This is a genomic window from Candidatus Poriferisodalis sp. (assembly GCF_965204195.1).
GTDB lineage: Bacteria > Actinomycetota > Acidimicrobiia > Acidimicrobiales > Poriferisodalaceae > Poriferisodalis.
This window is the reverse complement of the sequence record NZ_OZ241975.1, coordinates 2,410,022-2,436,112: the sequence shown is the minus strand read 5'-3', so window position 1 is coordinate 2,436,112 and position 26,091 is coordinate 2,410,022. Positions and strand designations below refer to the sequence as shown.

Below are 26,091 nucleotides of genomic sequence, written 5' to 3'. Positions count from 1 at the left end.
ACTGTGGCGATGTGAGGATGACATGAGCACGTCAACGCTGGAACGCACAGGGTCTGATCGAGTCGGGTCTGATCCCGTCAGCACTGATTCAACAAACGCAGTGCAGCGCATCTGGAACGAGGGCGACGCCGACATCCCCGCCGAGTTCCATGAGCTGCTCGTGCGGATGCTGAGCTACCACGTCGAGAATAGTGCCAACCCGCACTACACCGACCTGCTCACCAAGCTGTGGGACCGCTGCCTGCGGTTCGCGCCCGACGAAGCCACCAAGGGGCTCCTGGTCAAGCTGATGCAGCAGGAAGTGGAGCACGGGATCATCAATGCCCAGATCCTGGCGGGCCTGGGTGTCGACCATGTCGATCGTCCGATCGAGCAGTACGCATTCCGGCACCCGATGGAGACGTTCTGCGACCTGTCGTACTTCCATGCGCTCATCGACCGGGTGGGCGTCTATATCGGGGAGACCTGGGACGGCGTGCCCTACAAACCCCTGCTCGACATCGCCACGCGGGTGCACAAGGAAGAGCTGTTCCACTGCACGCTCGGTCTGCGGAACCTGCGGCTCATCTGCAAGACGCCCGAGGGGCTGGCCGAGGCGAACGAGAAGATCCACTTCTGGTGGCCGGCGGCGCTGGACATGTTCGGCCGGTCAGATTCCGACTTCGGCGACGCATACGTGCGCTGGGGCTTGCGGAAGAAGAACAACGCCGACCTCCGCAGGCAGTACATCGCCGACACGAGGCCCCTGCTCGTGGACCTGGGGATCGAGGTGCCGCCGAACCGGCTCAACCGCCGGTTCTTGTAATCGGCCATGGATCCGGCTGCTGCGGGCGGGCTCGCCGTCAGGGTGACGCGGCCCGCGCCGGAGGTGGCCTTCATCGAGACGTCGTCGTCGGCGCACTGGGAGTGCTTCTGGGTGGCCGAGGGCGAGCACACGCTGGTGGTCGGTGCGTTCGACCGGGGTGACCGTTCGACCCCGGAGCCGCGCATTCACGTGATCAACAAGCCCTACGGCTGGGACATGCGGCCGGCATCTGATCCGCCCACCGCTGGCGACGACCAGGACCTGCTCGTGGCGGTCTGGCAGCTGCTGAGCTCGAACTGAGCATGTACAGGAGCGAGCGCAGGTGAACCTGGAGACACTGGGCCAAGTGCTGGTGGAGACCGAAGTGGTGGTGGAGCCCGACTCGGTGGCGCTGCTGGTAGATGCGCTAGGCACGCCTCAGGCTGAGGAAGTGGCGCTGCGGCTGCCGTTCTTCGGGCCGACAGTGGGAGGTGGCGACTCGGTGGTGGGGCCCATCGATCTCAGCCTCGAACGGGGCCTCGCCGGTGGCCAATCCTTCGAATGGCACCGTTCGTTCCGCCCCGGCGAGCGGGTGTCGGTAGTGGTGTCGGTGGAGGACATCATCGACAAGGGGACGCTGCATCTGGCCACGGTGCTGTCGGAGTATCGCGACGCTGATGGCGAGCTGATTCAGCGGCAGCGCACGGTCTTCGTGGAGCGCAAGCCGCCCGATGAGCTGGCGCAGGAGACGGCGGCCGGTGACGGCGGCGAGGCGGGGGAGTCTGCGTCATGAGCGAGCTGGAGTTGACACCGGCGACCGCGCCCGCCATCACCAGGGAAGGCATGCGCAGCTTCGTCGACGGCGTGAGCGATCCCAACCCGGTGCATACCGACCCCGAGTTCGCGGCCAAGGCCGGGCTGCCCGACGTGGTGGTGCAGGCCTCGCACACGACCGCGATCGCGCTCGACGCGCTCATCACACAGTTCGGTGCCGACGCAATCCTGAACCTCGACGTCCGGCTGCGAGGGCCGATCTTTCCCGGTGATGAGGTGACGGTGTCGCCCGTGAGCTACGGCGCGCTGGATCGGGGTGTGGAGCTGCGTAACCAGCGGGGCGACGTGGTCGCCACGGGCATCGTGGTGATGCGCGGCGACCCCGACGAGTGATCTAATCCGCGCGTCTTCAAGCCAATGAGGGAGAACCCATGAGCTACGAGCACCTGCTGAGCGAAGACCGCGACGGCGTTCGGATCCTGACGCTGAACCGGCCGCAGAAGTTCAACGCCTGGAACGCAGCCATGCGGGCCGAGATGCGCGACGCCGTCGAAGACACGGCGATGGCCACTGGCATCCGGGCGCTCGTCATCACCGGCGCGGGCCGGGCCTTTTCCGCCGGCGAAGACGTTTCCGAGATGGGCGACCTGACCGAGATGGGGACGCGGGGGTTCCGTGCCGTGGCCCGCGGCATTCACTCGGTGTTCGATCTGATCGAGGCGCTGGAGGTGCCCGTCATCGCCGCGGTGAACGGCGTAGCCGCAGGTGGAGGCTTCGAGCTGGCGCTGTCGTGCGACTTCCGGGTGATTGCTGAGAACGCCCGCTTCGTGATGCCCGAGGCCAAGGTGGGGCTCATTCCCGGCTCGGGCGGCTGCTCGCGGCTGGTGCACTACGTGGGGTTGGGGCGTGCCAAGGAACTCGTGATGTTGTCGCGCAACGTGAGTGCCGACGACGCCAAAGCGATGGGACTCGCCACCGAAGTGGCCCCCGAGGGCGGAGCTGTGGACGTGGCCTTGGAGCTCGCGGCGGAGATGTCGGCCTTCGCGCCGCTCGCGCTGGGCATGGCCAAGACCGTCCTCAACACTTGCACCGATGTCGATCACGAGACCGGTCGGCGCCTCGAGCGTCTCGGCCAGAGCGTGCTCAAGACCACCGCCGACCATGCCGAGGGCGCGAGCGCCTTCCTCGAACGCCGCGCTCCCGACTGGCAAGGCCGCTAGCGGGCGCGTTCTATATGGCCACGTTCGACGATGTGCGGCGGCTGGGCAAGGCCGCTAGTCGCTGGCGAGACGGGCGGGGAAGCCGCCTTTGGAGATCGGCCCCCAGCTCTCGATGTGCAGGCGCAGCAGCACCTTGTCTTGGCGGGTCATGGCCTCGCGATATTCATCCCAGTCGGAATGCTCGCCGCTGATCACCCGGAAGTACTCCACGAGGCCGTCCATGGCCTCAGGCAGGTCTTCGACCTCGCCGCGGCACTCGAGCTGGACCCACTCGCCGTTCCACGCATCTGACATCACCACAACCCACACCTGGGGGTTGCGACGGAGGTTGAGCGATTTGGCCCGGTCGGGGTAGCTGCTGACGAGTACAGCGTCTCCGGCCTCATCGAGACCCATGGTGACCAGCGATGCCTGCGGGCGACCGTCCCGCCGTAGCGTCAGCAGCACACCGTGATGACGTTCTCGCACGAACTCCTGGAGTTCGTCGCGCTCCACGATCCGGTCGGTCGCTATCGACACCATCTGGTCCTCCCTGGCTCGGCCCAACGGCCCCGGCAGTCTCGCCGATGCTCTGCCGTTCGGCACGGCAGCAGCCACTCACTGCCCGTTGGTTCGCATGGCGTGCCCGCACAGGGAAGAATCAGCCCCACGCCGCGCGTGGAGCCGGCGCGGATGAGGGGTGACGTTCGAGATGTTGCAGCATTACCGGGTCTTGGATCTCTGCGAGGGCATCAGCCAGTTCGCGGGCTACCTGCTCGCCAGCTTGGGCGCAGAGGTGATCGCCGTCGAGCCTCCTGGCGGGGTCCAAAGCCGCCACGCGGGCCCGTTTGTCGACGACGAGCCGGATCCAGAGCGCTCGCTGGCCCACTGGGCCTACAACCAGGGCAAACAGAGCGTCACGGCAGATCTGACCACCGCCGAGGGCCGGAACCGCCTGTTGGAGTTAGTGCGAGGCGCGGATGCGCTCATCGAGGACGCGCCGGTCGGGCATCTGACATCGCTGGGCCTGTCCTACGACGAGCTCGCCGCTGTCAACCCCGCGATCGTCCACGCCTCCGTGACGCCTTTCGGCTCCACCGGTCCCCGCAGCAGCTGGGCCGGCTCCGACCTGACGGCGGTAGCCGGCAGCGGCTTCCTGCACGCCAGCGGCGACAAGGACCGCGCTCCCGTTCGTGTGTCGGGTGTGCCCCAGAGCTTCCTGCAAGCCGCCGGTGATGCCGCGGCAGCCACGCTCATCGCGCTGCGCGAGGCCCAGCGCAGCGGTCGCGGCCAGCACGTCGACATCTCCGCCATGGAATCCATGACCCACGGCCAGCCGCAGAACCTGTCACCGCGGGTCAACGCGAATGCCATCGAGCGTCTCGCCGGCGGCCTGAGCCTCGGTGGCATTGACGTGCCGATGATGTTCCCGTGCGCCGACGGCAACACCATCTGCGTGGCGCTCATGGGTGCGGCATTCGCGCCGTTCACGCGGCGGCTGGTGGAGTGGGAGGCCGAGGAAGGCTTCGCCGATGAGGAACTCCAGGCGGTGGACTGGGAGACCGTTGCCACCGAGGTCCTGAGCGGCCAGCGCTCGCCCGAGATCATCGGCAAGTCGTTCGCGACCCACGCCCGCTTCCTGGCCACCAAGACCACCGAGGAATTGTGGGCAGCGGCGTTCGAGCGGAACATCCTGATCACGCCATCGGCGCTGGTCAGCGACCTGCTCACGAACCCGCACTTCGCGGCTCGCGATTTCTGGCGGGACATCGAGTTGGATGACGGTCGCACGGCTCGCTATTGCGGCCCGCTCGTGCACTTCAGCGACGACGCTCCAGAACGTGTGCCCGTCGTTCCAGAGCTCGGCGCCGGCAACGACACCGTCGACACCGACCGCCGGCCCCATGCGGCCACGACGGTTGCCGCCGGCGGCCCAGCCTCCGATGGCAGCGACCTGCCGCTGGCGGGCCTGAAGGTGGTGGAGTTCTCGTGGGTGATCGCCACGCCGTCAGCGGTGCGGATCCTGGCCGACTACGGCGCCACCGTGGTCAAGGTCGAGACCGAAAGCCGGCCCGACACGATGCGCACGGTCAACCCGTTCGTCGACGAGGAAGCCCATCCCGACAACAGCGTCGGCTACGGCGTGTACAACGCGGGAAAGCGCAGTCTCAGCCTCGATCTGAGCAAGCCCGAGTCGCGCCAGGTAGTGGAGGACCTGATCCGGTGGGCCGACATCGCCACCGAGTCCTGGGCGCCGGGAGCGGCGGCGCGCATGGGCTTCGGCTACGACGACTTCTCGGCCATCAACCCGCGGATCATCATGCTGTCGAGCTCACTGCTCGGCCAGAGCGGTCCGTATTCGAGCCTTGCTGGTTACGGGTTCATGGCGGCGGCGATCGCCGGCTTCTACGAGATCACCGGCTGGCCCGACCGCGGCCCCGCGGGCCCGTACGGCCCCTACACCGACTTCCTGGCGCCGCGGGTGATCGTGGCATCGCTGATGGCGGCGCTCGAGCGCCGCGACCGCACCGGCACCGGCTGCTACATCGACATCTCCCAGACCGAGGCGGCGCTGCACTACCTGGCGCCGGCCATCCTCGACGCTTCGATCAACGGCCGGGACCAGCAGCGGTGCGGCAACGAGGATCCGCACATGAGCCCTCACGGCGTCTATCCGAGCACTGGCGAGGATCAGTGGGTCGCGATTGCCTGCACCGATGACCGGTGGGCGGCGCTGGCCGGCACCATCGGGCTCACCGGCGAGGGTGCCGACGGCTGGGATCAAGCCGCACGCCGTGAGCGAGCGGCGGAGATCGACGAGGCCATCTCGGCTTGGTCCTCAGGGCGCAGCAACGCTGAGGCGGCCGAAGCGCTGCAGGCCAGCGGCATCGACGCGTACCCGGTCAACAACGCCCAGGGCTGCTGCGACGACCCGCAACTACAGGCGCGCGAACACCACATCAATGTGCCCCAGAGCTATCGCGGCACGATGTGGACGCAGCACTGCCGGACGCGCATGTCGCGAACGCCTCCGGTGGTCTGGCGTGGCGGGCCGTGCCTCGGCGAAGACAACTTCGAGGTGCTCACCGAGTTCCTGGGCTACGACGCCGACCGGGTCGCCGATCTCGCCGCAGCCGAGGTGCTCGACTGAGCAGTTCAGCCCTCGCTGGCTTCGTCTTCGGTTTCAGGTTCGGCCTCGTTCGCGCCTGGGTCCTCTTCGTCCTCTGACTCGCTTTGGTCTTGTGACTCGGTGTCGTCCTCGGTGTCTGCCTCGGGTTCCGGAGCGGCGGTGGTCGGGGGCGGCTGGTGCTGGGCGCAGTCGCCCGACACGATGTCGTTGATCCGATCGAACCGAGCACCTTCAACGGCAGGTACTGGCGCGCCGTTGATGTCGAGCAAGTGCGGGTGGAACGACCAGCCCAGCATCTCGGTGCCGTCGAAGTCGATCTGCAGAACACCGGTGTCGCCGGTGATGCCGGACCGGTAGTGCCACACGAAGTTGCCCAGCGAGTAGGCCACGAGCTTCCCGCCGTCGAACACCACCGGCTGCAGCACGTGCGGATGGTGGCCGATGACGGCATCGGCACCGTTGTGCAGCAGCTCGAAGGCCAAGTCGCGCTGACGACCCTCCGGGCAGGTCATGCGCTCGATGCCCCAATGGATCACCGCGATCACCACGTCTGCGTCGCTTGCAGCCGCCCGCACGTTGGCGAGCACCCGGTCGCGCTGGTACGCCGACGCGATGCCGGGTCGCGTCTGTGTGGCCGGAAACGCGAGCGGCACCACCATCGAGGCACCCACGAACGCCACACGCACACCGGGCCGCACTTCGATCACCCGGTGCCCGTACGCATCGCTGCTGGTCGCCCCCGCACCGAGCGCGATCACCCCGTTGGCTTCGAGCAGGTCAACAGTGTCGACCAGCGCGTCAGGGCCGTAGTCCATGGCGTGGTTGTTGGCCAGGTTGGCGACATCCACGCCAGCCGCGGCGATCCGCTCGGCCGCCGACGGCGGCGCCCGGAACACGTACTGCTTGTCGGCGGGCTCACCGCGCTCGCTGATGACCATCTCCACATTCACGACCGCAATGTCTGCTGATCCCAGAGGGGGCTCAATGCCGGCGAACGGATCGACGCCGGCTGCTTCGCTGCGGTCCATCAGCACGTCGCCGCCCGCCAGCAGCGTCCACATCAGATCCGGCTGCGTTGTCGTCGGCACGACGGCCGTCGTGGCGGCTGCTGCAGACTTCGTCGCCGCGGCTGAGGTGACCGGCGCGGCCGACGGTCTCACCTCGCCCACCGCTGCGCTGGACCCGGCTTCGCCAGTTGCTGGCTGGGCGACGGCCGGAGCTTCCGTTGACGTGGGCGGGGGTGGCACGACCCGCACAGGGCTGGTGCTGCACGCCACCGCCAGAATGGCGAGGCCCGCAATGCCTGATGCAACGAGTGGCCGCCCCACCATCGAATTGAGGGTACGGCGGACGCGGGGCGGGCGTCCCTTGCTCGTCGGCTGCGCGCCGCGGCCTCTCGCACCCGCGATGGCCGGTGTCAGTGCCGTCGCGACTCCGAACTAGCGTCGCGCTCGCGGGGCCGACGCACGCCCTGCGCAGTGCTGCGTCCAGCCGAACAGGAGGCCTGATATGTCGCTCGGAAACACAGTTCAAGGGATTCTCGACCGGGGCGTCGCCGATAGCGATGTCGTGGGCGCGGTGGCCAAGGTCATCAGTGCCGACGGCGAGATCTGCTCGGCGGCGGCAGGCACCCGTGGCGCCGACAGCGATGTTCCGATGTCGAATGACACCGTGTGCTGGATCGCCTCGATGACTAAGGCCATCACTGGCACCGCGGCGATGCAGCTCGTGGAGCAGGGCAAGCTCTCGCTCGACGATCCGGGCGCAGAGGTACTGCCGCTTCTCGGCGAGCTCGACGTGCTGACCGGGTTCGACGACGACGGCAACCCAGTCACCCGTGCCCGCAACGGCGACATCACGCTGCGTCACCTGCTGACCCACACCGCTGGCATGGGGTATGACATCTGGAGCCCCGAGCTCGGCCAGTACGAAGAGGCCACCGGTACGCCGGGCGTGATCGAGTGCCAGAAGCAGACACTGACCATCCCGCTGCTGTTCGACCCGGGTGATCGCTGGTTCTACGGCACCGGCATCGACTACGCGGGCCAGATGGTGGAAGCGGCATCAGGCATGTCGCTCGGCGAGTACATGGCCGAGAACATCTTCGAGCCGCTGGGCATGAGCGACACAGCGTTCAAGATCAGCGACGATATGCGCTCCCGCATCTCGGCGATGCAAGCGCGCATGGAGGACGGCTCGCTGGTGGAGATGCCGTTCGAGATCCCGCAGGAGCCGGAGTTCGAGATGGGCGGCGGCGGGCTGTATTCCACCGTCGACGACTACTGCCGCTTCCTGGCCATGATGCTGAACGGCGGCAGCCTCAACGGCAGCCAGATCGTGTCGGCCGACACCCACGCGCAGATGGTCACCAACGCGATGGGCGACCTGCGTGTCACGATGCTCCCGACGGCCATCCCGCCGTACTCGTTTGACGCGGAGTTCTTCCCCGGTGTCGAGAAGTCGTGGGGCCTGACGTTCCAGATCAACGAGGAGCCAGCGCCGACGGGACGCCCTGCCGGGGGCCTCATGTGGGCCGGACTGGCCAACTCGTACTTCTGGATCGACCTGCAGAACCAAGTGGCGGGTTGCTACATCAGCCAGCAGGTGCCGTTTGCGGATCCGCGCTCGTACGCCCTGTACGAAGCCATCGAGACAGCGACGTACGACAGCCTCTAAACCGCGCTCGCCGCTGCGGCGGCAGGATCCTCTGTTCCGGAGCTCAGGCGGGGCCGAGCACTACGCAGCCGTTGTGGCCGCCGAAGCCGAACGAGTTGCTCAGCGAGGGACCCGGCTCCCAATCGGCCGCCTGACCGGTCACCAAACGGAACTCCGCGAGCTCAGGATCGGGAGTGGTCCAGCCGGCTGTGGCTGGGATCTTGCGGTAGCGCATCGACAGCAGCACCGCGATCGCCTCCAGCGCACCGGCTGCGCCGAGCGCATGCCCGGTGACACCCTTGGTGGAGGTCACGAGCGGACCGTTGGGCCCGAACAGCTTGTTGAGCGCCTCGGCTTCTGCGGCATCGTTCAGCGGGGTTGACGTGCCATGTGCATTGACGTGGACGATGTCGTCAGGCGCGAGGCCGGCGTCATCGATGGCGAGCTGCATGCAGCGCAGCGCCCCGGCACCACCGGGGGCTGGCGCAGTGATGTGGTGGGCATCGGCATTCGAGGCGGTGCCGAGCACTTCACCCCAGATCGTGGCGCCCCGCGCCACCGCCGAGTCCCATTCCTCCAGCACCAGGGTGGCAGCGCCCTCGGTCATCATGAAGCCGTCGCGGTTCTTGTCGAAGGGCATCGAGACACCGCTGGTCGACAGAGCCGTCATGTTGACGAAGCCAGCGGTGCCCACGGGCGTCATCACCGATTCGCAGCCCCCGGCCACGATCACGTCGGCGGCGCCGGTGCGGATCAGCCGCGCTGCGTAGCCGATCGCATGCGTCCCCGCCGCGCACGCGGTGGTCAGGACTTCGCAGGGTCCGGCCAGGCCGTACCTCATCGAGATAGCAGCGCCAGGAGCGTTCGGCATCATCATCGGGACCATGAACGGCGAGACCCGGCGCGCGCCCTTGCGGTCGAGCACGAGCACCTGGTCTTCGAAGGTCTGCAGGCCGCCGACACCCGTGCCGTAGATGACGCCGCAGCGATCCGGGTCGGTCGCCAGTTCCCCTGCGTCGGCGATGGCCTGTGAAGCCGATGCCATGCCGAGCTGGGTCGAGCGATCTGCCCGCCGGGCCTCCTTGGGATTGTCGTAGTACGGCGCCGGATCGAAGTCATTGACGCGGCGCTCGCCCTCTGGCGGCGCGGAGTTCAGCCCCTGCCAGAAGTTGTCGACGCCGGTTCCGGCGCACGAGACGACGCCGAGGCCGACGACAGCTACCCGACGGCTGGCGCTCATCGGCTGGCGCTCACAGTTTCGATTCGACCAGCTGGATCGCGTGGGCGACGGTGGTGACGTCTTCCAGTTCTTCCTCGTCCACGCTGATGTCGAACTCCTCTTCCAAGGCCATCACCAGCTCGACGAGGTCCAAGCTGTCGGCGTCGAGGTCATCCGCGAAGCTGGCCTCGGGTGTGACTTGCTCAGGATCCACGGCCAGCACCTCGACGGCGCAGTCACGGAATCGATCCAACGTGTCACTCATGCTGATCCCCTCATGTGTGGGCGGTCACCGCACGAGCGCCCGGCGGCCGTGCGAACGCGAAGTGTAGGTGCCGCAGCGGCATGGACCTGCACCGATTGGGCATGGCTCAATGGCCCATTCCCAGGCCGCCGTCGACGGGTATCACGGCGCCGGTGATGTACGCGCCCTCGTCGGATGCGAGAAAGGCCACCGCAGCAGCTATCTCCGACGGTTCTGCTACCCGTCCCAGCGGCACGGCGTCGGTGATGGCGGCTTGCTGCTCGTCGTTCAATGCACCGAACATCTCGGTGGCCACCGGCCCGGGCGCGACCACATTCGCGGTGATGCCGCGCGAACCGAGTTCGCGAGCCAGCGATCGGGCCATGCCCACGAGGCCCGCCTTGGATGCCGCGTAATTGACCTGCCCGGCCGAACCAAGCAGCCCGACCACCGAGGACACGAAGATCAATCGTCCCCAGCGTGCGCGCAGCATCGGTCGGGCCGCCCGCTTGGCCATCCGGTAGGCGCCGGTGAGATTCGTGTCGACCACAGCCGCGAAGTCGTCGTCGGCCATGCGCAGCACGAGCTGGTCGCGGGTGATCCCGGCGTTCGCCACCAGGATCTCCACCGGACCGAGCTCAGCCTCGATGGAACCGTAGGCAGCATCGACCGCATCGCTGTCGGCTTGGTCGCATGCCACCCACAGCAGGCGTTCGTCGTCAGGGGCCTCGGTGCGGCTGGTCACGGCCACGCGGTGGCCTGCATCGGCAAACAACTGGGCCGTGGCCAAGCCGATGCCGCGGCTGCCGCCGGTGACGAGGACGGTGCGTGCTGTCGCGGGGCGCACTCGAGGCAGGCTCGTGGGCGGATTCATCGTGAGCCGTGTACGTGGCGCTCGTTCAGCTAGCGCGGGCGGGGGCACCCGACCAGCGCAGCAGTGCCGACGCCGATGTCATGCCGGCGCCGAAGCCGACGAGCAGCACGTTGTCGCCCTCGTTGATCCGGCCGCTGCGCACGGCGTCGTCGAGTGCGAGGGGAATCGAGGCCGACGATGTGTTGCCGGTGCGCTCGATCACCATCGCGGCCTTCTCATAGGGGATGCGCAGCCGCTTGCAGGCCGTCTCGACGATGCGGACGTTGGCCTGATGGGGCACCACCACGTCGATGTCGTCGGCCGTCAGGCCCGCCTGCTTCATCGACTGGCGCGCCGACTCCTCCATCACCAGCACGGCTTTCTTGAACACCGCCTGGCCCGCCATCTGGATGTAGCTGTCGTGCTCGCAGTACAGCTGCTCCTCCATGGAACCGTCGCTTGAGACGTGCCAGCCGAGCAGGTCTGAGCCCTGCTCGCTGCGCTCGAGCACGGCGGCACCCGAGCCGTCGGCGAACAGGATGCAGGTGGCCCGATCAGTCCAGTCGGTGATCCGGGAGAGCACTTCGGCACCGATGACCAGCACGCGCTCGTGACCCATCGCGATCATGCCGTGGCCCGCCACCAGCGAGTAGACGAATCCTGAACAGGCGGCATTCACGTCCATGGCGCCGCAGTCGAGGCCGAGTGCCTCTTGCACCCGCGACGACGACGCCGGAACGCAGCGATCCGGCGTGGTCGTGGCCAAGATCAGCATGTCGATGCTCGACGGATCGACGCCGGCGACCTCCATGGCCGCGGTTCCGGCGCGTGCGGCCAGGCCGGCGGTGGTGCCGCCGATGTTCCGCTGCCTGATGCCGGTGCGCTCGATGATCCACTCATCGGAGGTGTCGACCATCTCGGCAAGATCTTCGTTGGTGAGGACGCGCTCGCCGAGCGCGGTCCCGATGCCGACAATGCGCGCGCTGGATGCGTTGCCCACGCTGAGCGTCATCTGTGGCCTCCCCTTCAGGTGCCGGCTGTTCAGCTGCCGGCTGGCGTCCGCAGCCACGCAACGGGCTGCCGTGCGGTGACCCGTTCGCCTTCTACGGCCATGATCCCCATGACAGTACCCGCGAACGCAGAACGCACTTCCTCCCCGGCCACATGGCCGATGACATCGCCCACGTTGACTTGCTGGCCGTCGCCGACACCGGCGCTGAGCGTGAAGATGCCGGCGCACGGGCTCACGATGAGGCGCTCGGTGACGTAGAGGTTCTCGCCGCCCAGCACGGTCGGTGCCGAAGGAGCGTCGGTGGCGAGCGTCTCCATCAGCGTGTCGATCTCGGCCGGCGTGCCGACCGACATCGAACTCGCACCCCGATGCGTCCGCTTGGTCATGCCGGTGAGCACTTTGCCCGGGCCGAGTTCTACGAACGTGGTGACGCCAGCGTCGGCTAGCGCATGAAGGCTGGCGCGCCACAGCACTGGGCTGGTGAGCTGCTGTGCCAGCAACGTGCGCCACTCGTCGGCGTCAGCACGCGGCTGGGCATCGACATTGGCGACCACCGGCACGCTCGGGGCCCGGATCTCGACTTCGGCCAGCGCCTTGCGCAGCCGATCTCTGGCCGGCTGCATGAACGGTGTGTGGAACGCGCCGCCCACGGGCAAACCCATGAGCCGTTTCGCGCCCGCCGCCTTCGCTTCGTCACCGGCGACGGCGACGGCGTCCGGCGCGCCTGCAATGACGACTTGGCCCGGCGCGTTGTAGTTGGCGACCCAGACGTCGCCGGGCGTGGCTTCGCACGCCTCCGCCACGAGATTGTCGTCGAGACCCAGCACGGCCGCCATGGTCCCTTCCTGCTCGTCAGCCGCAACCTGCATGGCCTCGCCGCGCTCGGCAACGAGCCGCACGGCGTCGTCGTAGGCCAGGGCCCCGGTTGCGGTCAGCGCGCTGTATTCGCCCAGTGAGTGCCCGGCGGCACACGAGAATGTCGCGCCCGTGCGCTCGACCGCATCGAGCACCACCATCGACAGCACGAACGTCGACAGCTGCGAATTGCGCGTATGGCGCAGCTCGTCGGCATCGGCTTCCAGCAGCAGCGCAGCGACATCACGCCCGCAGGCGTCCGACGCCTCGGTGACCAGCTCCCACGACTCGTGCGCCGTCCACGGCTCACCCATGCCTTGCTGCTGCGAGCCCTGGCCCGGGAATGTGAATGCGAGCACTCGGCCTCCTATGCAGCGCCAAGGCGGAAGACCGGATCGGTGCCCGAACCGCAGCGCAGTGAACGCACAATGGGGATTAGGGCAAGAGGGTAGGTGGCGACCCAGGCTGAGAGCGACCTTTCCAACTGAGCGCCCCGCTCTTGTTCGCTCCGCTCACGGGCCGCTCGGGCCCCGGGATACGCTGAAGCGCCCCAAGGCCCGGGTGGTGAAACGGCAGACACGGGGGACTCAAAATCCTCTGCCCTCACGGGCGTGCGGGTTCAACTCCCGCCCCGGGCACTCGACGCCTGCATGAATCTCGGGGAGGCGCGACAACCCGACCGGTAGGCTGACCGACCCTGTCCCGCGAGGGGAGCGTGCGTGTCGAAGCGAGTCGTGATCGCAGAGGACGAGGCCATCATCCGGCTCGATCTGCGCGAGATGCTCGAAGACGAGGGCTACGTCGTGGTGGCCGAGACGGGTCGCGGCGACGAAGCCGTGGAGCTCGCACGCCAGCATCAGCCCGAGGTGTGCATCTTCGACATCCAGATGCCCGGCCGCGACGGCCTCGATGCGGCACGTGAGGTCGCCGGTGACCGCACTTCTGCAGTGCTCATCCTCACAGCGTTCAGCAAGCGCCATCTCATCGCCGAAGCCCGCGACGCCGGCGTGCTCTCGTACCTGGTGAAGCCGTTCCAGCGGGAAGAACTGGTCTCGGCCATCGAAGTGGCGTGGGGCCGTTTCACCGAGATGCGAGAGCTCGAGGACACGGTGGAGAGCCTCGAGGAGAAGCTGGAGACGCGCAAGGCGGTGGAGCGCGCGAAGGGCCTGCTCATGGACGATTTCCAGCTTTCCGAGCGGGATGCGTTCGAATTCATCCGCAGTACGGCGATGGCCAATCGTGCGAGAATGCGTGACATCGCCCAGCAGATCGTCGATGGCTTGCTGACCCCCTGAGTCCGCCCTCCGACATCTGCGGTTGGCAGGCTTCCGCAACCGTCGCCCGGCATCGTTGGGAGAGTTCCCATGTCGAAGCTCCTCTTGCTCGACGGGAATTCGCTGACGTACCGGGCCTTCTTTGCCGTGCCCGAAGACATGGCCACCCGCTCAGGGCAGCCCACCGGCGCCGTCTTCGGGTTCACATCCATGCTCATCAACCTGGTGCGCGACCACCGTCCTGACGCGATCGCCGTGTGCTTCGATCGCCGGGAGCCGACGTTCCGCCACGCCGCAGCACCCGAATACAAGGCTCACCGCGACGAGACCCCGACAACGCTCATCGATCAGCTCGGCCTCGTGCGCCAAGTGCTCGAGTCGCTGAGCATCCCGGCGATCGACTGCGCCGGTTTCGAGGCCGACGACCTGCTGGCGACGCTGGCGTCCGAGGCAGAACAGCGCGGCGACGATGTGCTCATCGTCAGCGGCGACCGCGACGTGTACCAACTCGCGCACGACCCCAAGGTCCAGGTGCTCTACAACCGCCGGGGGGTCACCGACTACGCGCTCTACGACGAAGCGGGCATCGCCGAGCGCACTGGCGTCACACCGGACCTGTATGTCCAATACGCCGCGCTGCGCGGCGACCCGTCCGACAACCTGCCAGGGGTGCCCGGCGTGGGGGAGAAGACGGCCGCCAAGCTCCTCAACAAGTACGGCAGTATCGAGGCGCTGCTGGCTGCAGCAGCCGAGCAGACTCCGAAGCTGGCCGAGAACCTTGCGGCCCACGGCGAGGTCGTGCGCCGCAACGTCGACTTGATGACGCTGCGGACGGACGCGCCGATCGACGCCACGCCCGCTGATCTGCAGTGGAGCGGGTTCGACGCCGACCTGGTGACGCGCACGTTCGAGTTCCTGGAATTCGGCACCCTGCACGCTCGTCTGCGTGAGGCACTGGCCGGCACGGCCCTGGATGGCCTGCTGGCGCTGGGCGCAGGTTCGGCGGAGACTGCCCAGCTCGCCGAAGTGCAGCTGCTGCCGGTCGATGCCGACTCGGGTGCTCGTGGCGCCAATGCCGCAGTGCAGCTGAGCGAGCTCTCGCGCCGCGATGAGCCGGTCGCGCTCGGGTTCACCGTCGAGGCTGACGGCACCCTGGGTGTGCTGGCGGTGGCGGTCGATCCCTCGCAGGGCACGGTGCTCGCGCTCGGTCCACATGATCTCGCTGTGCCCGAGATCGCGGCGGAGTGCGCCCGCCTGCTGGGGGGTGACGGGCCGGGCATCCACATCCACCATGCGAAGGAGCTGATGCGTGCTCTTGGTCGCCTGCCCGGCGATCTGGATGCCGGTGCGGCACTCGCCGGGCTGGCCGTCGATACCTCGATCGCCGCCTATCTCATCCAACCGTCGGAGGGTCGCGACGAGCTGAGAGCGCTCCTCGCCCGCCATTGCCGTACGGAGCTTGCCGGCGGCGACACCGAGGGCCAGCTGGGCTTCGATGACCTCGACGCCGGCGGACCCACCGATGGCGTCGTTGCCGCTCGTGACGCCCTGGCGGTGGCGATGCTGGCGCCGATGCTCGATCAGCAGCTCGAGAGCTTGGGCATGTCCGACCTGTACCGGGATGTGGAGCGTCCGCTCATCAGCGTGCTGGCTCGCATGGAAATGGCCGGCATCGGTGTCGACCGCGGCGAGCTCGAATCGCTGCGCGACCATCTCACGGGCGAGGTGTTCTCACTGGAGGCCGAGGTACGGCGCCTGGCCGGCCGTGACGATCTCAACGTCAACTCACCCAAGCAGCTAGCGGAAGTGCTCTTCGAGGACTTGGGGCTGACACCCCAGCGCAAGACCAAGACCGGCTACTCCACGAGCGCAGCGGCGCTGGAGTCACTACGGGGCGAGCACCTCATCGTGGACCGGCTGCTGGCGTTCCGGGAAGTGGAGAAGTTGCGTTCCACCTATGGCGTCAGCCTGCTCGAATGCGTCGAGCCCGACGGCCGCATTCACGCCACGTTCAACCAGACGGTGGCGCGCACCGGCAGGCTCAGCTCCGAAGACCCGAACCTGCACAACATCCCAGTCCGCACCGAGCAGGGCCGACTGTTCCGACGTGCGTTCGTGCCAGCCGACGGTTGCGAGCTGCTGATTGCCGACTACAACCAGATCGAGCTGCGGGTGATCGCCCACCTGTCCGGTGATCCGGGCCTCGTGGGCGCCTTCGAGGCCGGCCACGACATCCACAGCGCGACTGCCGCATCCCTGTTCGGCATCGGCCCTACCGAGGTCGACCCGCAGCAGCGGTCGGTGGCGAAGATGGTGAGTTACGGCCTGGCCTACGGGATGGAGGCATATGGCCTTGGCCAGCGCCTGGGCGTGCCCACGGGCGAGGCGGCAGAGATCCTCGACGCCTATTTCAAGGCGTTCCCCAAGGTGCGCTCGTTTATGGAGGGGGTGGTGGAGCAGAGCCGCGAGCGGGGCTACACCGAGACAGCCTTCGGCCGGCGCCGCCCGCTCCCCGAGTTGACGTCGCGCAACTTCCGGGTGCGCCAGGCCGCCGAGCGGCAGGCCATGAATGCCCCCATCCAGGGGCTCGCGGCCGACATCTTCAAGGTGGCGCTCATCCGGCTGGACGAGGCGCTGCAGGCCCGTTCCGCAGCCAGCCGGCTGGTACTGCAGGTGCACGACGAGGTGATCCTGGAAGTACCTCCTGCCGAAGCCGCCGAGGTGACCGAGCTGACGGTCGACGTGATGCGCAGCGCCGCCGACCTAGCGGTGCCGCTGGAAGTACATGTCGCTGCCGGCGCCACGTGGGCAGACGCCAAGGGCTGACCCTGCGAACAGGCCCCGTCTGAGCGCCCCGGGCCTGATGGACGGCGCCGCCGGTAGCCTTTCCGTGCGCTGTGTGCGGCGCGCTCAGCCGCCTGCGCCCGTATTCCCGACCTGAGCATTCCCCCGTGACCGACGCAATTGCCCCCGCTCCAGACCTCGAAGACCCAGCACTCGCCGAGTCCCCGGCACCCGACGACTCCCCGGAGACACCGCCCGAGGCGCCAAGCGTCGAGAGCGCAAGCGACGAGAGCGGCAACGGGGCGTCTACGGGCGACTTCGGCACCTTCACCGACGCCGGCGACTATGTGCCGCGGACCGTCACCGTCGACGATCTCGGCGACACATCGTTCGAGGACGCCGTCGCGCAGACCATCGTTGAGTTCGACGACGGTGACATCGTGGCCGGCACCATCGTGCGGGTCGACCGCGACGAGGTGCTGCTCGACATCGGCTTCAAGTCTGAGGGTGTCATCCCGTCGCGCGAACTCTCCATCCGTCACGACATCGACCCGTCCGAGGTCGTGGAGGTCGGCGACCAGATCGAGGCCCTCGTCCTCCAGAAGGAAGATCCCGACGGTCGCCTGGTGCTGTCCAAGAAGCGGGCGCAGTACGAGCGCGCTTGGGGCCGCATAGAAGAGATCCGCGAATCCAACGGCGTCGTCAAGGGCCCCGTCATCGAGGTGGTGAAGGGCGGGCTGATCGTCGACATCGGCTTGCGGGGTTTCCTGCCGGCATCGCTGGTGGAGCTCCGGCGCGTTCGTGATCTGGCTCCCTATGTGGGCCGTGAGCTTGAAGCGAAGATCATCGAGCTCGACAAGAACCGCAACAACGTGGTGCTCAGCCGGCGTGCCTGGCTCGAAGAGAGCCTCAAGGAGGAGCGGGAGGGCTTCTTGCGGGATCTCCAGCGCGGCGAGCGGCGGACCGGTCGGGTCTCGTCGGTGGTCAGCTTCGGTGCATTCGTCGACCTTGGCGGCATGGACGGCCTCATTCATGTCTCGGAGCTGTCCTGGAAGCACGTCGATCACCCCAGCTCGGTGGTCAGCATCGGCGACGAGGTCACGGTGGAGGTGCTCGAGATCGACCGTGAGCGCGAGCGCATCTCGCTCTCCCTGAAGGCGACGCAGCAGGATCCGTGGGAAGCATTCGCGAACTCCCACCGGGTCGAGGAGCTGGTTTACGGCCGGGTCACCAAGCTCGTGCCGTTCGGCGCGTTCGTGCAGGTCGGCGATGGCATCGAAGGCCTGGTGCACATCTCGGAGATGTCTGCCCACCACGTCGAGCTGCCCGAACAGGTGGTGACGCCCGGCGAGGAGCTCTGGGTGAAGATCATCGATCTCGACTTGCAGCGCCGACGCATCAGCCTGTCGATCAAGCAGGCCGCCGAAGGCGGTGTGGTCGCGGAGGAATACCGCGAGGCGTTCGGCGATCACGCCTACGACGAGGAAGGCAACTTCATCGGCGAGTTCAGCTACGAGACGCCTGCCGACGGCGAGGAATCGGAAGCCGAGCGGGCGTGGCGTGAGTACTACGAGGAGCACGGCGAGGAGGCCTACCGTCAGGCCCTCGCGCACTATGAGAGCCAGGGCGCCGACGGCGAGCCCGCCGCGGCTGCCCCGGAAGGCGACGGCTAGCCCGCCAGTTTCCTGCTGAGCTTGAACCTGCAGCCGTCAAGCCCCCATCGGTTGACTACGGCCCGATGATCACAGTCGGGCTGACCGGCGGCATCGGCAGCGGCAAGAGCACAGTCGCTTCGGGCTTTGCCCGCCGCGGTGCCGTGCTGATCGACGCCGACGCCATCGTCCGCGAGCAACAGGCACCTGGCAGTCCGGTCTTCACCGAGATGGTGGAGCGCTTCGGCGATCACATCGTGGCGCCCGACGGCACGCTCGACCGCGGCTCGGTTGCAGCCATCGTGTTCAACGATCCTGACGCACTCGCCGATCTGAATGCGATCACCCATCCGCCGGTTGGTCGGGAGATCCGTCGCCGGCTGGGCGAGCTGGAGGGCACCGATCATCTGGTGGTGCTCGACATCCCGCTGCTCGGCGAGGGGCTGGCCAAGGGTCAGCGGCCGCGCTACCAGACCAGCGGGATCCTGGTGGTGGACACGCCGACCGAGCTTGCTGTGGAGCGGCTCGTGACCTCGCGGGGGTTCTCCGCCGATGATGCACGTGCGCGCATCGCCGCACAGTTATCGCGTGACGAGCGGCTGGCCATCGCCGACTGGGTCATCGACAATTCCGGCGGCCTAGAGGAACTCGAAGCTGCGGTCGAAGCAGCCTTCGACTGGGCCAGCGCGTTACCGCACCTGCCGACCTGAGCAGTCAGAAAATGATCGGGGTCCCGCAGTGGGGGCAGCTGGGCTCCGGTGAGCGCGTATCGAACTGGGACGGCTTGATCAGCAGGAAGCAGCCTTGGCACAGGATCTCGTCTTCCTGCTTGGAGGCTGAACGGGATCCTGTGACGATGCCGATCTCGTCGTCCTCGTCGTCTTCGTCCTCGTCCTCAGACGCCAGCCGCTCCTTGAGGATCTCGCCGAGATCCGCCTCGAGCTCCTCGTCGTCATCGTCGTCGTCTTCATCGTCTGTGGCGGGGCGCACCCCGGCGGGCACTTCGCGGCTCGGCCCGGAGTCATCGTCTGACGACGCCGTCTCGCCTGTGTCCAACCCGTCGCCATCCAAGTCGTCGACGTCCTCGATGTCGTCGTCGAGTTCCGTCACCCCCAGCTCTTCGGCTTCGAGATCGTCGGGGACCGGTTCGAAGTCGTCGCCCAGCAGGTCAGGGTCATCCATGGCGTCGTCGAGCGCGTCGTCGTCGGACTCAGATGCGTCTGGTTCGTCGCGGCTCATGGGCGGTCTCGGGTCGTGAAAGAGTCGGGTATCGACAGGTCGGCGGTCAGCGCGGCAGGATAACCACCCGGCCGGTCGCACGGGGGCACCGCGCTGGCGGGGTCGTTCCCCATGCGCGCGGGCGGTTGATAGCTGCCGGAATCGCGTGACGCTACGGCCGTAGCCTCTCGGTCATGGCATCCGTCTCTACGGCGCCGTCGCAGCAGGACGCAGGCGCAGTCGAGCCCGGCCGAGCCCGCCCCTGGCTGCCTGAGCCGACTGCCGCCCACCCGTTCCGGGTCAGCGCGGGCTTCGAGCCGGCCGGCGACCAGCCACGCGCCGTGGCCGAGCTCGCGGATGGCGTCATCCGCGGCGACCGGTTCCAGACGCTGCTGGGCATCACCGGTTCGGGCAAGAGCGCCACGATCGCGTGGACGATCGAGCGGGCGCAGCGTCCGACGTTGGTGCTCGCTCCCAACAAGTCGCTGGCGGCACAGCTTGCGAACGAGTTCCGCGAGTTCTTTCCCGACAATCGTGTGGAGTACTTCGTCTCCTACTACGACTACTACCAGCCCGAGGCCTACATGCCGGCCTCGGACACCTACATCGAGAAAGACTCCAGCATCAACGACGAGATCGACCGGCTGCGGCATTCGGCCACGGCTGCCCTGCTGACCCGCCGGGACGTGATCGTGGTGGCATCGGTCTCGGCCATCTACGGGTTGGGCGCGCCGGAGGAATACCTGCGCCAGATGCTGTACCTGCGTGTGGGCGAGGTGGTCGACCAACGGGCGGTGCTGCGCCGGCTTGTCGACATGCAGTACGAGCGCAACGACACGAACCTGGTGCGGGGTCGATTCCGGGTGCGCGGCGACACGCTCGAAGTCCATCCTGCCTACGAAGAATTCTTGGTGCGGGTAGAGCTGTTCGGCGACGAGATCGATCGCATCAGCCGCATCGACCCGGTGACCGGCGAGCGTCTCGGCGAGCTCGAAGAGGTGACGGTCTTCCCGGCGTCGCATTACGTCACCGGCGAGGACAAGATGCGGACGGCGATCGCCAAGATCGAGGCCGAGCTCGCCGAGCGACTGCAGTTCTTCGAGAAGGAGAACAAGCTGCTCGAGGCGCAGCGGCTGCGGATGCGCACCGAGTACGACCTCGAGATGCTGGCCGAGTTGGGCTACTGCAACGGCGTCGAGAACTATTCGATGCACCTCGACGGGAGGGTGTACGACGAGCCGCCGTACACCCTGCTCGACTTCTTCCCCGACGACTACCTGCTGGTCATCGACGAGAGCCACGTTGCCGTGCCCCAGCTGCACGGCCAGTTCGCCGGCGACCGGCGGCGCAAGGACACCCTGGTGGAGCACGGCTTCCGGCTGCCCTCCGCGCGTGACAACCGGCCCCTGCGCTTCGAGGAAGTGATGGAGCGGCTGAACCAGGTGGTGTTCCTGTCGGCCACGCCGGGTGACTACGAGCTGCGCACGAGCAGCCAGGTGGTGGAGCAGATCGTCCGCCCGACCGGTCTGGTCGACCCCGAGATCGTGGTGCGGCCGACCAAGGGCCAGATCGACGACCTGATGGGTGAGATCGAGCGGGTCACCGAGCAGGGCCAGCGGGTGCTCGTGACCACGCTCACCAAGAAGATGGCTGAAGACCTCACCGACTACCTGCTGGAGCTGGGCGTGCGAGTGCGGTACCTGCACAGCGAGATCGACACCATCGAGCGGATCGAGATTCTGCGCGACCTGCGGCTCGGCCACTTCGACGTGCTGGTGGGCATCAACCTGCTGCGGGAAGGTTTGGACCTGCCCGAAGTGAGCCTCGTGGCGATCCTGGACGCCGACAAGGAGGGGTTCCTGCGCAGCGAGACGTCGCTCATCCAGACCATCGGGCGAGCGGCACGCAATGTCGACGGCCAGGTGGTGATGTACGCCGACGAGTTCACGCCGTCGATGCATCGCGCCGTGTCCGAGACCAATCGGCGGCGGGGCCTGCAGCAGGCGTACAACGCCGAGCACGGCATCGACCCGCAGACGATCCGCAAGGCCGTCACCGACATTCTTGAAGTGCTGCGAGGTCCGGCGGAGACGGCGCCGGTGCCCGAGAAGCTGGTGTCGGGCCGCGTGACGGCCGAACGGATGAAAGCTGCCTACGGCGACCTGCCGGCCGACGATTTGACCCGTCTCATTGCTTCGCTGGAGGAGGAGATGGCCGAGGCCGCCGCCGACCTGCGATTCGAGTACGCAGCCCGTCTACGAGATGAGCTCAGGGAACTCCGCCGGGACCTGCGCGACGCGAGTGCTTAGAGCATCACGACGGAGCGCAGCACCTCGCCGTGCTCCATCTTCTCGAACGCTTCCTCGACGCCATCAATCCCGATCGTCTCGCTGACGAACTTGTCCAGCGGCAGCCGGTCCTGCAGGTGCAGGTCGACGAACATGGGGAAGTCACGGTTGGGCAGGCAGTCGCCGTACCACGAGCTCTTCAGCGAGCCGCCGCGCCCGAACACCTCGATCATCGGCAGCTCGATCTTCATGGTCGGGTTCGGTACTCCCACCAGCACCACGGTGCCGGCCAGGTCGCGGGAGTAGAAGGCCTGCTCATAGGTCTGGGGCAAGCCCACGGCCTCGATGGCCACGTCCACGCCGTTGCCACCGGTCAGCTTGCGGATCGACTCGACGACCTCGTCGTTGCTCATGCCGGTCGAGTTGATCGTGTGGGTGGCGCCGAACTCGCGGGCCCATTCCAGCTTGCGGTCGTCGATGTCGACGCCGATGATCGTGTGTGCTCCGGCTAGGAGCGCACCGCAAATCGCCGCGTCGCCGACACCGCCGCAGCCGAACACGGCCACGCTGTCGCCGCGGCTGACACCGCCAGTGTTCACAGCGGCACCCAAGCCGGCCATGACTCCGCAGCCGATGAGTCCGGCAACCTCCGGCGGAGCCGCAGGATCCACCTTGGTGGCCTGTCCCGCGGCTACCAGCGTCTTCGGGGCGAACGCCCCGATGCCCAGAGCCGGCGACAGATCGACGCCGTCAAGGGTCATCTTCTGCGAGGCATTGTGGGTGGCGAAGCAGTACCACGGGCGGCCGCGTCGGCATGCCCGGCAGTTGCCGCAGACAGCCCGCCAATTCAGAACGACGAAATCGCCGACGGCGACATTGGTGACGTCGTCGCCGACCTCCGATACAACGCCAGCGGCCTCGTGCCCCAGCAGGAACGGGAACTCATCGTTGATGGCACCTTGGCGGTAGTGCAGGTCGGTGTGACACACGCCGCACGCTTGCACGTCGACGATGACCTCGCCCGGACCGGGGTCGGGGATCACGATCGTCTCGACCCTGACCGGCTCGTTGACGGCTGTGGCGACGACGCCTTGTACTTCGTATGGCATGACGCGACCCTAGTTCTGCCGATTGCAGCGCCTAGTCCGTCAACTGCGAAGGCGGCAGGATCCTGTGCCCCGCGATCCGCACGAACTTGTGTTTGAGTCCGGGGGCCGGCCGAGGTGCATGGGTAGGATCGCCGCAGCATGGTGAGGCACCGGCATGGGTGAGCAGTTGATCGTCCGCGGGGCGCGCGAGCACAACCTGCGCAATGTGAATGTCGAACTGCCCCGCGATCGCATGATCGTCTTCACCGGCTTGTCGGGCAGCGGCAAGTCGTCGCTCGCCTTCGACACCATCTACGCCGAGGGGCAGCGACGCTACGTCGAATCGTTGTCGGCCTATGCGCGCCAGTTCCTGGGCCAGATGGACAAGCCCGACGTCGACTTCCTTGAAGGCCTGTCGCCGGCGATCTCCATCGACCAGAAGAGCGCCAGCCGCAACCCGCGTTCCACGGTCGGAACGATCACCGAGGTGTACGACTACCTGCGGCTGCTCTATGCCCGCATCGGCATCCAGCATGACCCGCAGACCGGCGAGGTCGTCGAGCGACAGACGGCGCAGCAGATCGTGGACCGGATCATGGAGCTCGGTGAGGGGTCTCGTTTCGAGGTGCTCGCCCCGGTGGTGCGCGGACGCAAGGGCGATTACCACACGCAGCTCGGCGACTTCGCCAGGCAGGGTTACGCCCGCGTGCGTGTCGACGGCGATGTTCTGGATCTCGGCAGCACCGATGAGATCGAGCGACTGGATCGCTACGTCAACCATGACATCGAGGTCATCGTCGACCGGTTGATCATGCGTGGCGACATCTCCCAGCGCCTCGCCGAATCGGTGGAGGCTGCGCTGGGGCTGGCCGACGGCCACGTCTGGATTCACCAGGTTCCCGGCGGCAACGGTGAGGCTGACGAATCGGAGATGCTCACATTCAGCCAGCACCTGTTCTCGCCGACCACCGGCCGTTCGTTCGAGGAGCTGGCACCTCGCAACTTCTCGTTCAACTCCCCGTACGGCGCTTGCCAGACCTGCGATGGCCTCGGCACCCGGTACGAGGTCGACCCCGAGCTGGTGGTGCCCAACACCGAGTTGTCGGTGGCGGCTGGTGCGCTCGCCCCGTGGGCGGGAGCAACCGGCAAGTGGTTCACCCGTCTGCTCGAAGCGGTCGGCGAGCAGCACGGCATCCCGCTCGATGTGCCGTGGGCTGAGCTGGAAGCGGCCCAGCGCAAGCTGCTGCTCGAGGGAGCGCCTGCTGGCGAGCAGATCACCGTGCGCTACCGCAACCGCTATGGCCGCTCGCGCAGCTACACCACGCGCTACGAGGGCGTGATCCCGTTCCTGCGCCGCCGCCATGCCGACACCGAGAGCGACTGGTCGCGCAACCGCATCGAGGGCTATATGCGCGAGGTGCCATGCGGGACCTGCCACGGCGCGCGGCTCAACGAGGTGTCGCTGGCCGTGCGCGTCGCCGGCCGGAACATCTTCGAGCTCTGCTCGGCGTCGATCGGCGAGGCAGCGAAGATCATCGACGGCCTCGATCTCACCGAGCGGCAACGCATCATCGCCGCGCCGATCGTCAAGGAGATCGATGCACGGCTGAACTTCCTGCTCGACGTCGGCCTGGACTACCTGACGCTGAACCGTTCAGCGGCCACGCTGGCCGGCGGCGAGGCGCAGCGCATCCGACTGGCGAGCCAGATCGGCAGCGGGCTGGAAGGCGTGCTGTATGTGCTCGACGAGCCGTCCATCGGGCTGCACCAGCGCGACAACCGCCGCTTGATCGACACGCTGCTGCACCTGCGCGACCTCGGCAACACCGTGCTGGTGGTGGAGCACGATCTCGAAACCATCTCGGTGGCAGATTGGGTGGTCGACATCGGCCCGGGCGCCGGAGAGCACGGCGGCGAGATCGTCTACAGCGGTCCCGTCGACGGGCTGGCGGGCGCGCCGGGCTCGGTGACGGGGGAGTACCTGTCGGGCATCCGGGAGATCCCGACGCCGCCGCAGCGCCGGCCCCGCGGCGACGACCGCCTCATCGTTCGGGGCGCGCGGGAGCACAACCTGCGAAAGATCGACGTCGAGTTTCCCTTGGGCTGTTTCATCTGCGTGACTGGCGTGTCGGGTTCGGGCAAGAGCACGCTGGTGAACGAGATCCTCTACAAGGCGCTGATGCAGCGGATCTACTCGTCCAAGCAGGTGCCCGGCCTGCACACGGCAATCGAAGGCGTCGAGGCGCTCGACAAGGTCATCGACATCGATCAGTCGCCGATCGGCCGCACGCCCCGGTCGAACCCGGCCACCTACACCGGCGTCTTTGACCACATCCGCAAGCTGTACGCGGCCACCAACGAGGCGAAAGTGCGGGGCTACCTGCCGGGCCGGTTCAGCTTCAACGTGAAGGGCGGGCGCTGCGAGGCTTGCTCGGGCGACGGCACCATCAAGATCGAGATGCACTTCTTGCCCGATGTGTACGTGCCCTGCGAGGTGTGCAAGGGCGCCCGGTACAACCGCGAGACGCTTGAGATCCGGTTCAAGGGCATGACGATCGCCGACGTGCTGAACATGCCGTGCGAGGACGCCCTGGAGTTCTTCTCGGCCCAGCCGCCCATCCGCCGTCACATGCAGACGCTGGTCGACGTGGGCCTGGGCTATATCCGTTTGGGGCAGCCCGCCACGACGCTGTCGGGCGGCGAGGCGCAGCGGGTGAAGCTCGCCAGCGAGCTGTCGAAGCGGTCCACCGGCCACACCATCTACATCCTCGACGAGCCCACCACCGGCCTGCACTTCGAGGACATCCGGCGCCTGCTGGGCGTGCTCGACCGGCTCGTGTCGGGCGGCAACACCGTGGTGGTCATCGAGCACAACCTCGACGTGATCAAGACCGCCGACTGGATCGTCGATATGGGTCCCGAAGGGGGCATCGGCGGCGGCACCGTGGTGGCCGCAGGCACGCCTGAGCAGGTCGCGGCGACGCCCGAGTCTCATACCGGCCGCTACTTGCTACCGCTCGTCGGCTGAGCATCCCCGGACGAATCCCCCGCACGAAGGAGCA

22 protein-coding genes and 1 tRNA gene are annotated in these 26,091 nt (G+C 67.4%); 14 read left to right on the top strand and 9 right to left on the bottom strand.

Going from position 1 to position 26,091, the window contains the following annotated elements:
- Positions 1-22 precede the first annotated feature (22 nt).
- The 5 genes from ACOGI8_RS10890 to ACOGI8_RS10870 are packed head-to-tail and all read left to right on the top strand — an operon-like array spanning position 23 to position 2,778.
- Entirely contained in the window at positions 23-805 is a 783-nt protein-coding gene (locus tag ACOGI8_RS10890) for a Phenylacetic acid catabolic protein (protein ID WP_419853822.1), read from the top strand.
- Positions 806-811: 6 nt separating this feature from the next.
- Entirely contained in the window at positions 812-1,105 is a 294-nt protein-coding gene (locus ACOGI8_RS10885; RefSeq protein ID WP_419853821.1) for a hypothetical protein, read from the top strand.
- Positions 1,106-1,127: 22 nt separating this feature from the next.
- Positions 1,128-1,577: an FAS1-like dehydratase domain-containing protein gene (locus ACOGI8_RS10880; RefSeq protein ID WP_419853820.1), complete on the top strand. Its 450-nt coding sequence runs from the start codon at positions 1,128-1,130 to the stop codon at positions 1,575-1,577.
- Complete coding sequence (locus tag ACOGI8_RS10875; protein WP_419853819.1) at positions 1,574-1,951, top strand: MaoC family dehydratase; 378 nt, start codon at positions 1,574-1,576, stop codon at positions 1,949-1,951. The genes ACOGI8_RS10880 and ACOGI8_RS10875 overlap by 4 nt, the downstream gene beginning before the upstream one ends.
- 38 nt (positions 1,952-1,989) lie before the next feature.
- Positions 1,990-2,778: an enoyl-CoA hydratase/isomerase family protein gene (locus ACOGI8_RS10870; RefSeq protein ID WP_419853818.1), complete on the top strand. Its 789-nt coding sequence runs from the start codon at positions 1,990-1,992 to the stop codon at positions 2,776-2,778.
- Positions 2,779-2,832: 54 nt separating this feature from the next.
- On the opposite strand, the gene ACOGI8_RS10865 is transcribed toward ACOGI8_RS10870, so the two are convergent.
- A complete protein-coding gene (locus tag ACOGI8_RS10865; protein WP_419853817.1) occupies positions 2,833-3,300 on the bottom strand; it encodes a PPOX class F420-dependent oxidoreductase in 468 nt (155 codons plus the stop codon).
- Between the two features lie 157 nt (positions 3,301-3,457).
- Here ACOGI8_RS10865 and ACOGI8_RS10860 point away from each other — a divergent pair, with 157 nt between their 5' ends.
- Entirely contained in the window at positions 3,458-5,908 is a 2,451-nt protein-coding gene (locus ACOGI8_RS10860) for a CaiB/BaiF CoA transferase family protein (protein ID WP_419853816.1), read from the top strand.
- A 5-nt stretch (positions 5,909-5,913) separates the two neighbouring features.
- Here ACOGI8_RS10860 and ACOGI8_RS10855 read toward each other — a convergent pair whose 3' ends face one another.
- Positions 5,914-7,218: a CapA family protein gene (locus tag ACOGI8_RS10855; RefSeq protein WP_419853815.1), complete on the bottom strand. Its 1,305-nt coding sequence runs from the start codon at positions 7,216-7,218 to the stop codon at positions 5,914-5,916.
- Positions 7,219-7,396: 178 nt separating this feature from the next.
- On the opposite strand from ACOGI8_RS10855, the gene ACOGI8_RS10850 reads away from it, so the two are divergent.
- Positions 7,397-8,563 carry a serine hydrolase domain-containing protein gene (locus ACOGI8_RS10850; RefSeq protein ID WP_419853814.1) on the top strand — a complete coding sequence of 389 codons (1,167 nt, stop codon included), beginning with the start codon at positions 7,397-7,399 and terminating at the stop codon, positions 8,561-8,563.
- Positions 8,564-8,606: 43 nt separating this feature from the next.
- Here the strand turns inward: ACOGI8_RS10850 and ACOGI8_RS10845 are convergent, their stop codons facing one another.
- From ACOGI8_RS10845 to fabD, 5 genes are all read right to left on the bottom strand, one after another.
- Entirely contained in the window at positions 8,607-9,782 is a 1,176-nt protein-coding gene (locus tag ACOGI8_RS10845; RefSeq protein ID WP_419853813.1) for a beta-ketoacyl-[acyl-carrier-protein] synthase family protein, read from the bottom strand.
- A gap of 10 nt (positions 9,783-9,792) precedes the next feature.
- Complete coding sequence (gene acpP / locus ACOGI8_RS10840) at positions 9,793-10,026, bottom strand: acyl carrier protein (RefSeq protein ID WP_419853812.1); 234 nt, start codon at positions 10,024-10,026, stop codon at positions 9,793-9,795.
- Between the two features lie 106 nt (positions 10,027-10,132).
- A complete protein-coding gene (fabG, locus tag ACOGI8_RS10835) occupies positions 10,133-10,879 on the bottom strand; it encodes a 3-oxoacyl-ACP reductase FabG (protein WP_419853811.1) in 747 nt (248 codons plus the stop codon).
- Between the two features lie 25 nt (positions 10,880-10,904).
- Entirely contained in the window at positions 10,905-11,870 is a 966-nt protein-coding gene (locus ACOGI8_RS10830) for a beta-ketoacyl-ACP synthase III (RefSeq protein ID WP_419853810.1), read from the bottom strand.
- 29 nt (positions 11,871-11,899) lie between these two features.
- The gene (fabD, locus tag ACOGI8_RS10825; protein ID WP_419853809.1) at positions 11,900-13,084 is read right to left on the bottom strand and encodes an ACP S-malonyltransferase; all 1,185 of its coding nucleotides are present in this window, start codon (positions 13,082-13,084) and stop codon (positions 11,900-11,902) included.
- 196 nt (positions 13,085-13,280) lie between these two features.
- Between fabD and ACOGI8_RS10820 the strand changes: the two genes are divergently transcribed.
- The 5 genes from ACOGI8_RS10820 (at position 13,281) to coaE (ending at position 19,145) form a co-directional block, all read left to right on the top strand.
- A tRNA-Leu gene (locus tag ACOGI8_RS10820) sits at positions 13,281-13,363 on the top strand.
- Positions 13,364-13,444: 81 nt separating this feature from the next.
- Positions 13,445-14,020 (top strand): ANTAR domain-containing response regulator, encoded by a 576-nt coding sequence (locus ACOGI8_RS10815; RefSeq protein WP_323673653.1) that lies wholly within the window; start codon positions 13,445-13,447, stop codon positions 14,018-14,020.
- 69 nt (positions 14,021-14,089) lie between these two features.
- Entirely contained in the window at positions 14,090-16,825 is a 2,736-nt protein-coding gene (gene polA, locus ACOGI8_RS10810) for a DNA polymerase I (protein ID WP_419853808.1), read from the top strand.
- Positions 16,826-17,130: 305 nt separating this feature from the next.
- On the top strand, positions 17,131-18,456 hold the full coding sequence (gene rpsA / locus ACOGI8_RS10805) for a 30S ribosomal protein S1 (RefSeq protein WP_419856401.1): 1,326 nt from the start codon (positions 17,131-17,133) through the stop codon (positions 18,454-18,456).
- 65 nt (positions 18,457-18,521) lie between these two features.
- Complete coding sequence (coaE, locus tag ACOGI8_RS10800) at positions 18,522-19,145, top strand: dephospho-CoA kinase (protein WP_419853807.1); 624 nt, start codon at positions 18,522-18,524, stop codon at positions 19,143-19,145.
- A gap of 4 nt (positions 19,146-19,149) precedes the next feature.
- Here coaE and ACOGI8_RS10795 read toward each other — a convergent pair whose 3' ends face one another.
- Positions 19,150-19,674, bottom strand: coding sequence for a hypothetical protein (locus tag ACOGI8_RS10795; RefSeq protein ID WP_419853806.1), 525 nt, complete (start codon positions 19,672-19,674; stop codon positions 19,150-19,152).
- Between the two features lie 173 nt (positions 19,675-19,847).
- Between ACOGI8_RS10795 and uvrB the strand changes: the two genes are divergently transcribed.
- The gene (uvrB, locus tag ACOGI8_RS10790) at positions 19,848-21,962 is read left to right on the top strand and encodes an excinuclease ABC subunit UvrB (protein ID WP_419853805.1); all 2,115 of its coding nucleotides are present in this window, start codon (positions 19,848-19,850) and stop codon (positions 21,960-21,962) included.
- On the opposite strand, the gene ACOGI8_RS10785 is transcribed toward uvrB, so the two are convergent.
- Positions 21,959-23,050: an S-(hydroxymethyl)mycothiol dehydrogenase gene (locus ACOGI8_RS10785; protein WP_419853804.1), complete on the bottom strand. Its 1,092-nt coding sequence runs from the start codon at positions 23,048-23,050 to the stop codon at positions 21,959-21,961. The genes uvrB and ACOGI8_RS10785 overlap by 4 nt on opposite strands.
- Positions 23,051-23,204: 154 nt before the next feature.
- Between ACOGI8_RS10785 and uvrA the strand changes: the two genes are divergently transcribed.
- Positions 23,205-26,057 carry an excinuclease ABC subunit UvrA gene (uvrA, locus tag ACOGI8_RS10780; protein ID WP_419853803.1) on the top strand — a complete coding sequence of 951 codons (2,853 nt, stop codon included), beginning with the start codon at positions 23,205-23,207 and terminating at the stop codon, positions 26,055-26,057.
- The last annotated feature ends 34 nt before the right edge of the window (positions 26,058-26,091 follow it).

Bases quoted from the DNA above. Each gene is read 5' to 3' on its own strand.
- ACOGI8_RS10855 (WP_419853815.1), bottom strand. From the start codon at position 7,218: ATGGTGGGGCGGCCACTCGTTGCATCAGGCATTGCGGGCCTCGCCATT.
- ACOGI8_RS10830 (WP_419853810.1), bottom strand. From the start codon at position 11,870: ATGACGCTCAGCGTGGGCAACGCATCCAGCGCGCGCATTGTCGGCATC.
- acpP (WP_419853812.1), bottom strand. From the start codon at position 10,026: ATGAGTGACACGTTGGATCGATTCCGTGACTGCGCCGTCGAGGTGCTG.
- ACOGI8_RS10875 (WP_419853819.1), top strand. From the start codon at position 1,574: ATGAGCGAGCTGGAGTTGACACCGGCGACCGCGCCCGCCATCACCAGG.
- ACOGI8_RS10845 (WP_419853813.1), bottom strand. From the start codon at position 9,782: ATGAGCGCCAGCCGTCGGGTAGCTGTCGTCGGCCTCGGCGTCGTCTCG.
- fabG (WP_419853811.1), bottom strand. From the start codon at position 10,879: ATGAATCCGCCCACGAGCCTGCCTCGAGTGCGCCCCGCGACAGCACGC.
- ACOGI8_RS10870 (WP_419853818.1), top strand. From the start codon at position 1,990: ATGAGCTACGAGCACCTGCTGAGCGAAGACCGCGACGGCGTTCGGATC.
- polA (WP_419853808.1), top strand. From the start codon at position 14,090: ATGTCGAAGCTCCTCTTGCTCGACGGGAATTCGCTGACGTACCGGGCC.
- ACOGI8_RS10785 (WP_419853804.1), bottom strand. From the start codon at position 23,050: ATGCCATACGAAGTACAAGGCGTCGTCGCCACAGCCGTCAACGAGCCG.
- ACOGI8_RS10850 (WP_419853814.1), top strand. From the start codon at position 7,397: ATGTCGCTCGGAAACACAGTTCAAGGGATTCTCGACCGGGGCGTCGCC.
- uvrB (WP_419853805.1), top strand. From the start codon at position 19,848: ATGGCATCCGTCTCTACGGCGCCGTCGCAGCAGGACGCAGGCGCAGTC.
- uvrA (WP_419853803.1), top strand. From the start codon at position 23,205: ATGGGTGAGCAGTTGATCGTCCGCGGGGCGCGCGAGCACAACCTGCGC.
- ACOGI8_RS10795 (WP_419853806.1), bottom strand. From the start codon at position 19,674: ATGAGCCGCGACGAACCAGACGCATCTGAGTCCGACGACGACGCGCTC.
- ACOGI8_RS10890 (WP_419853822.1), top strand. From the start codon at position 23: ATGAGCACGTCAACGCTGGAACGCACAGGGTCTGATCGAGTCGGGTCT.
- ACOGI8_RS10865 (WP_419853817.1), bottom strand. From the start codon at position 3,300: ATGGTGTCGATAGCGACCGACCGGATCGTGGAGCGCGACGAACTCCAG.
- coaE (WP_419853807.1), top strand. From the start codon at position 18,522: ATGATCACAGTCGGGCTGACCGGCGGCATCGGCAGCGGCAAGAGCACA.
- ACOGI8_RS10885 (WP_419853821.1), top strand. From the start codon at position 812: ATGGATCCGGCTGCTGCGGGCGGGCTCGCCGTCAGGGTGACGCGGCCC.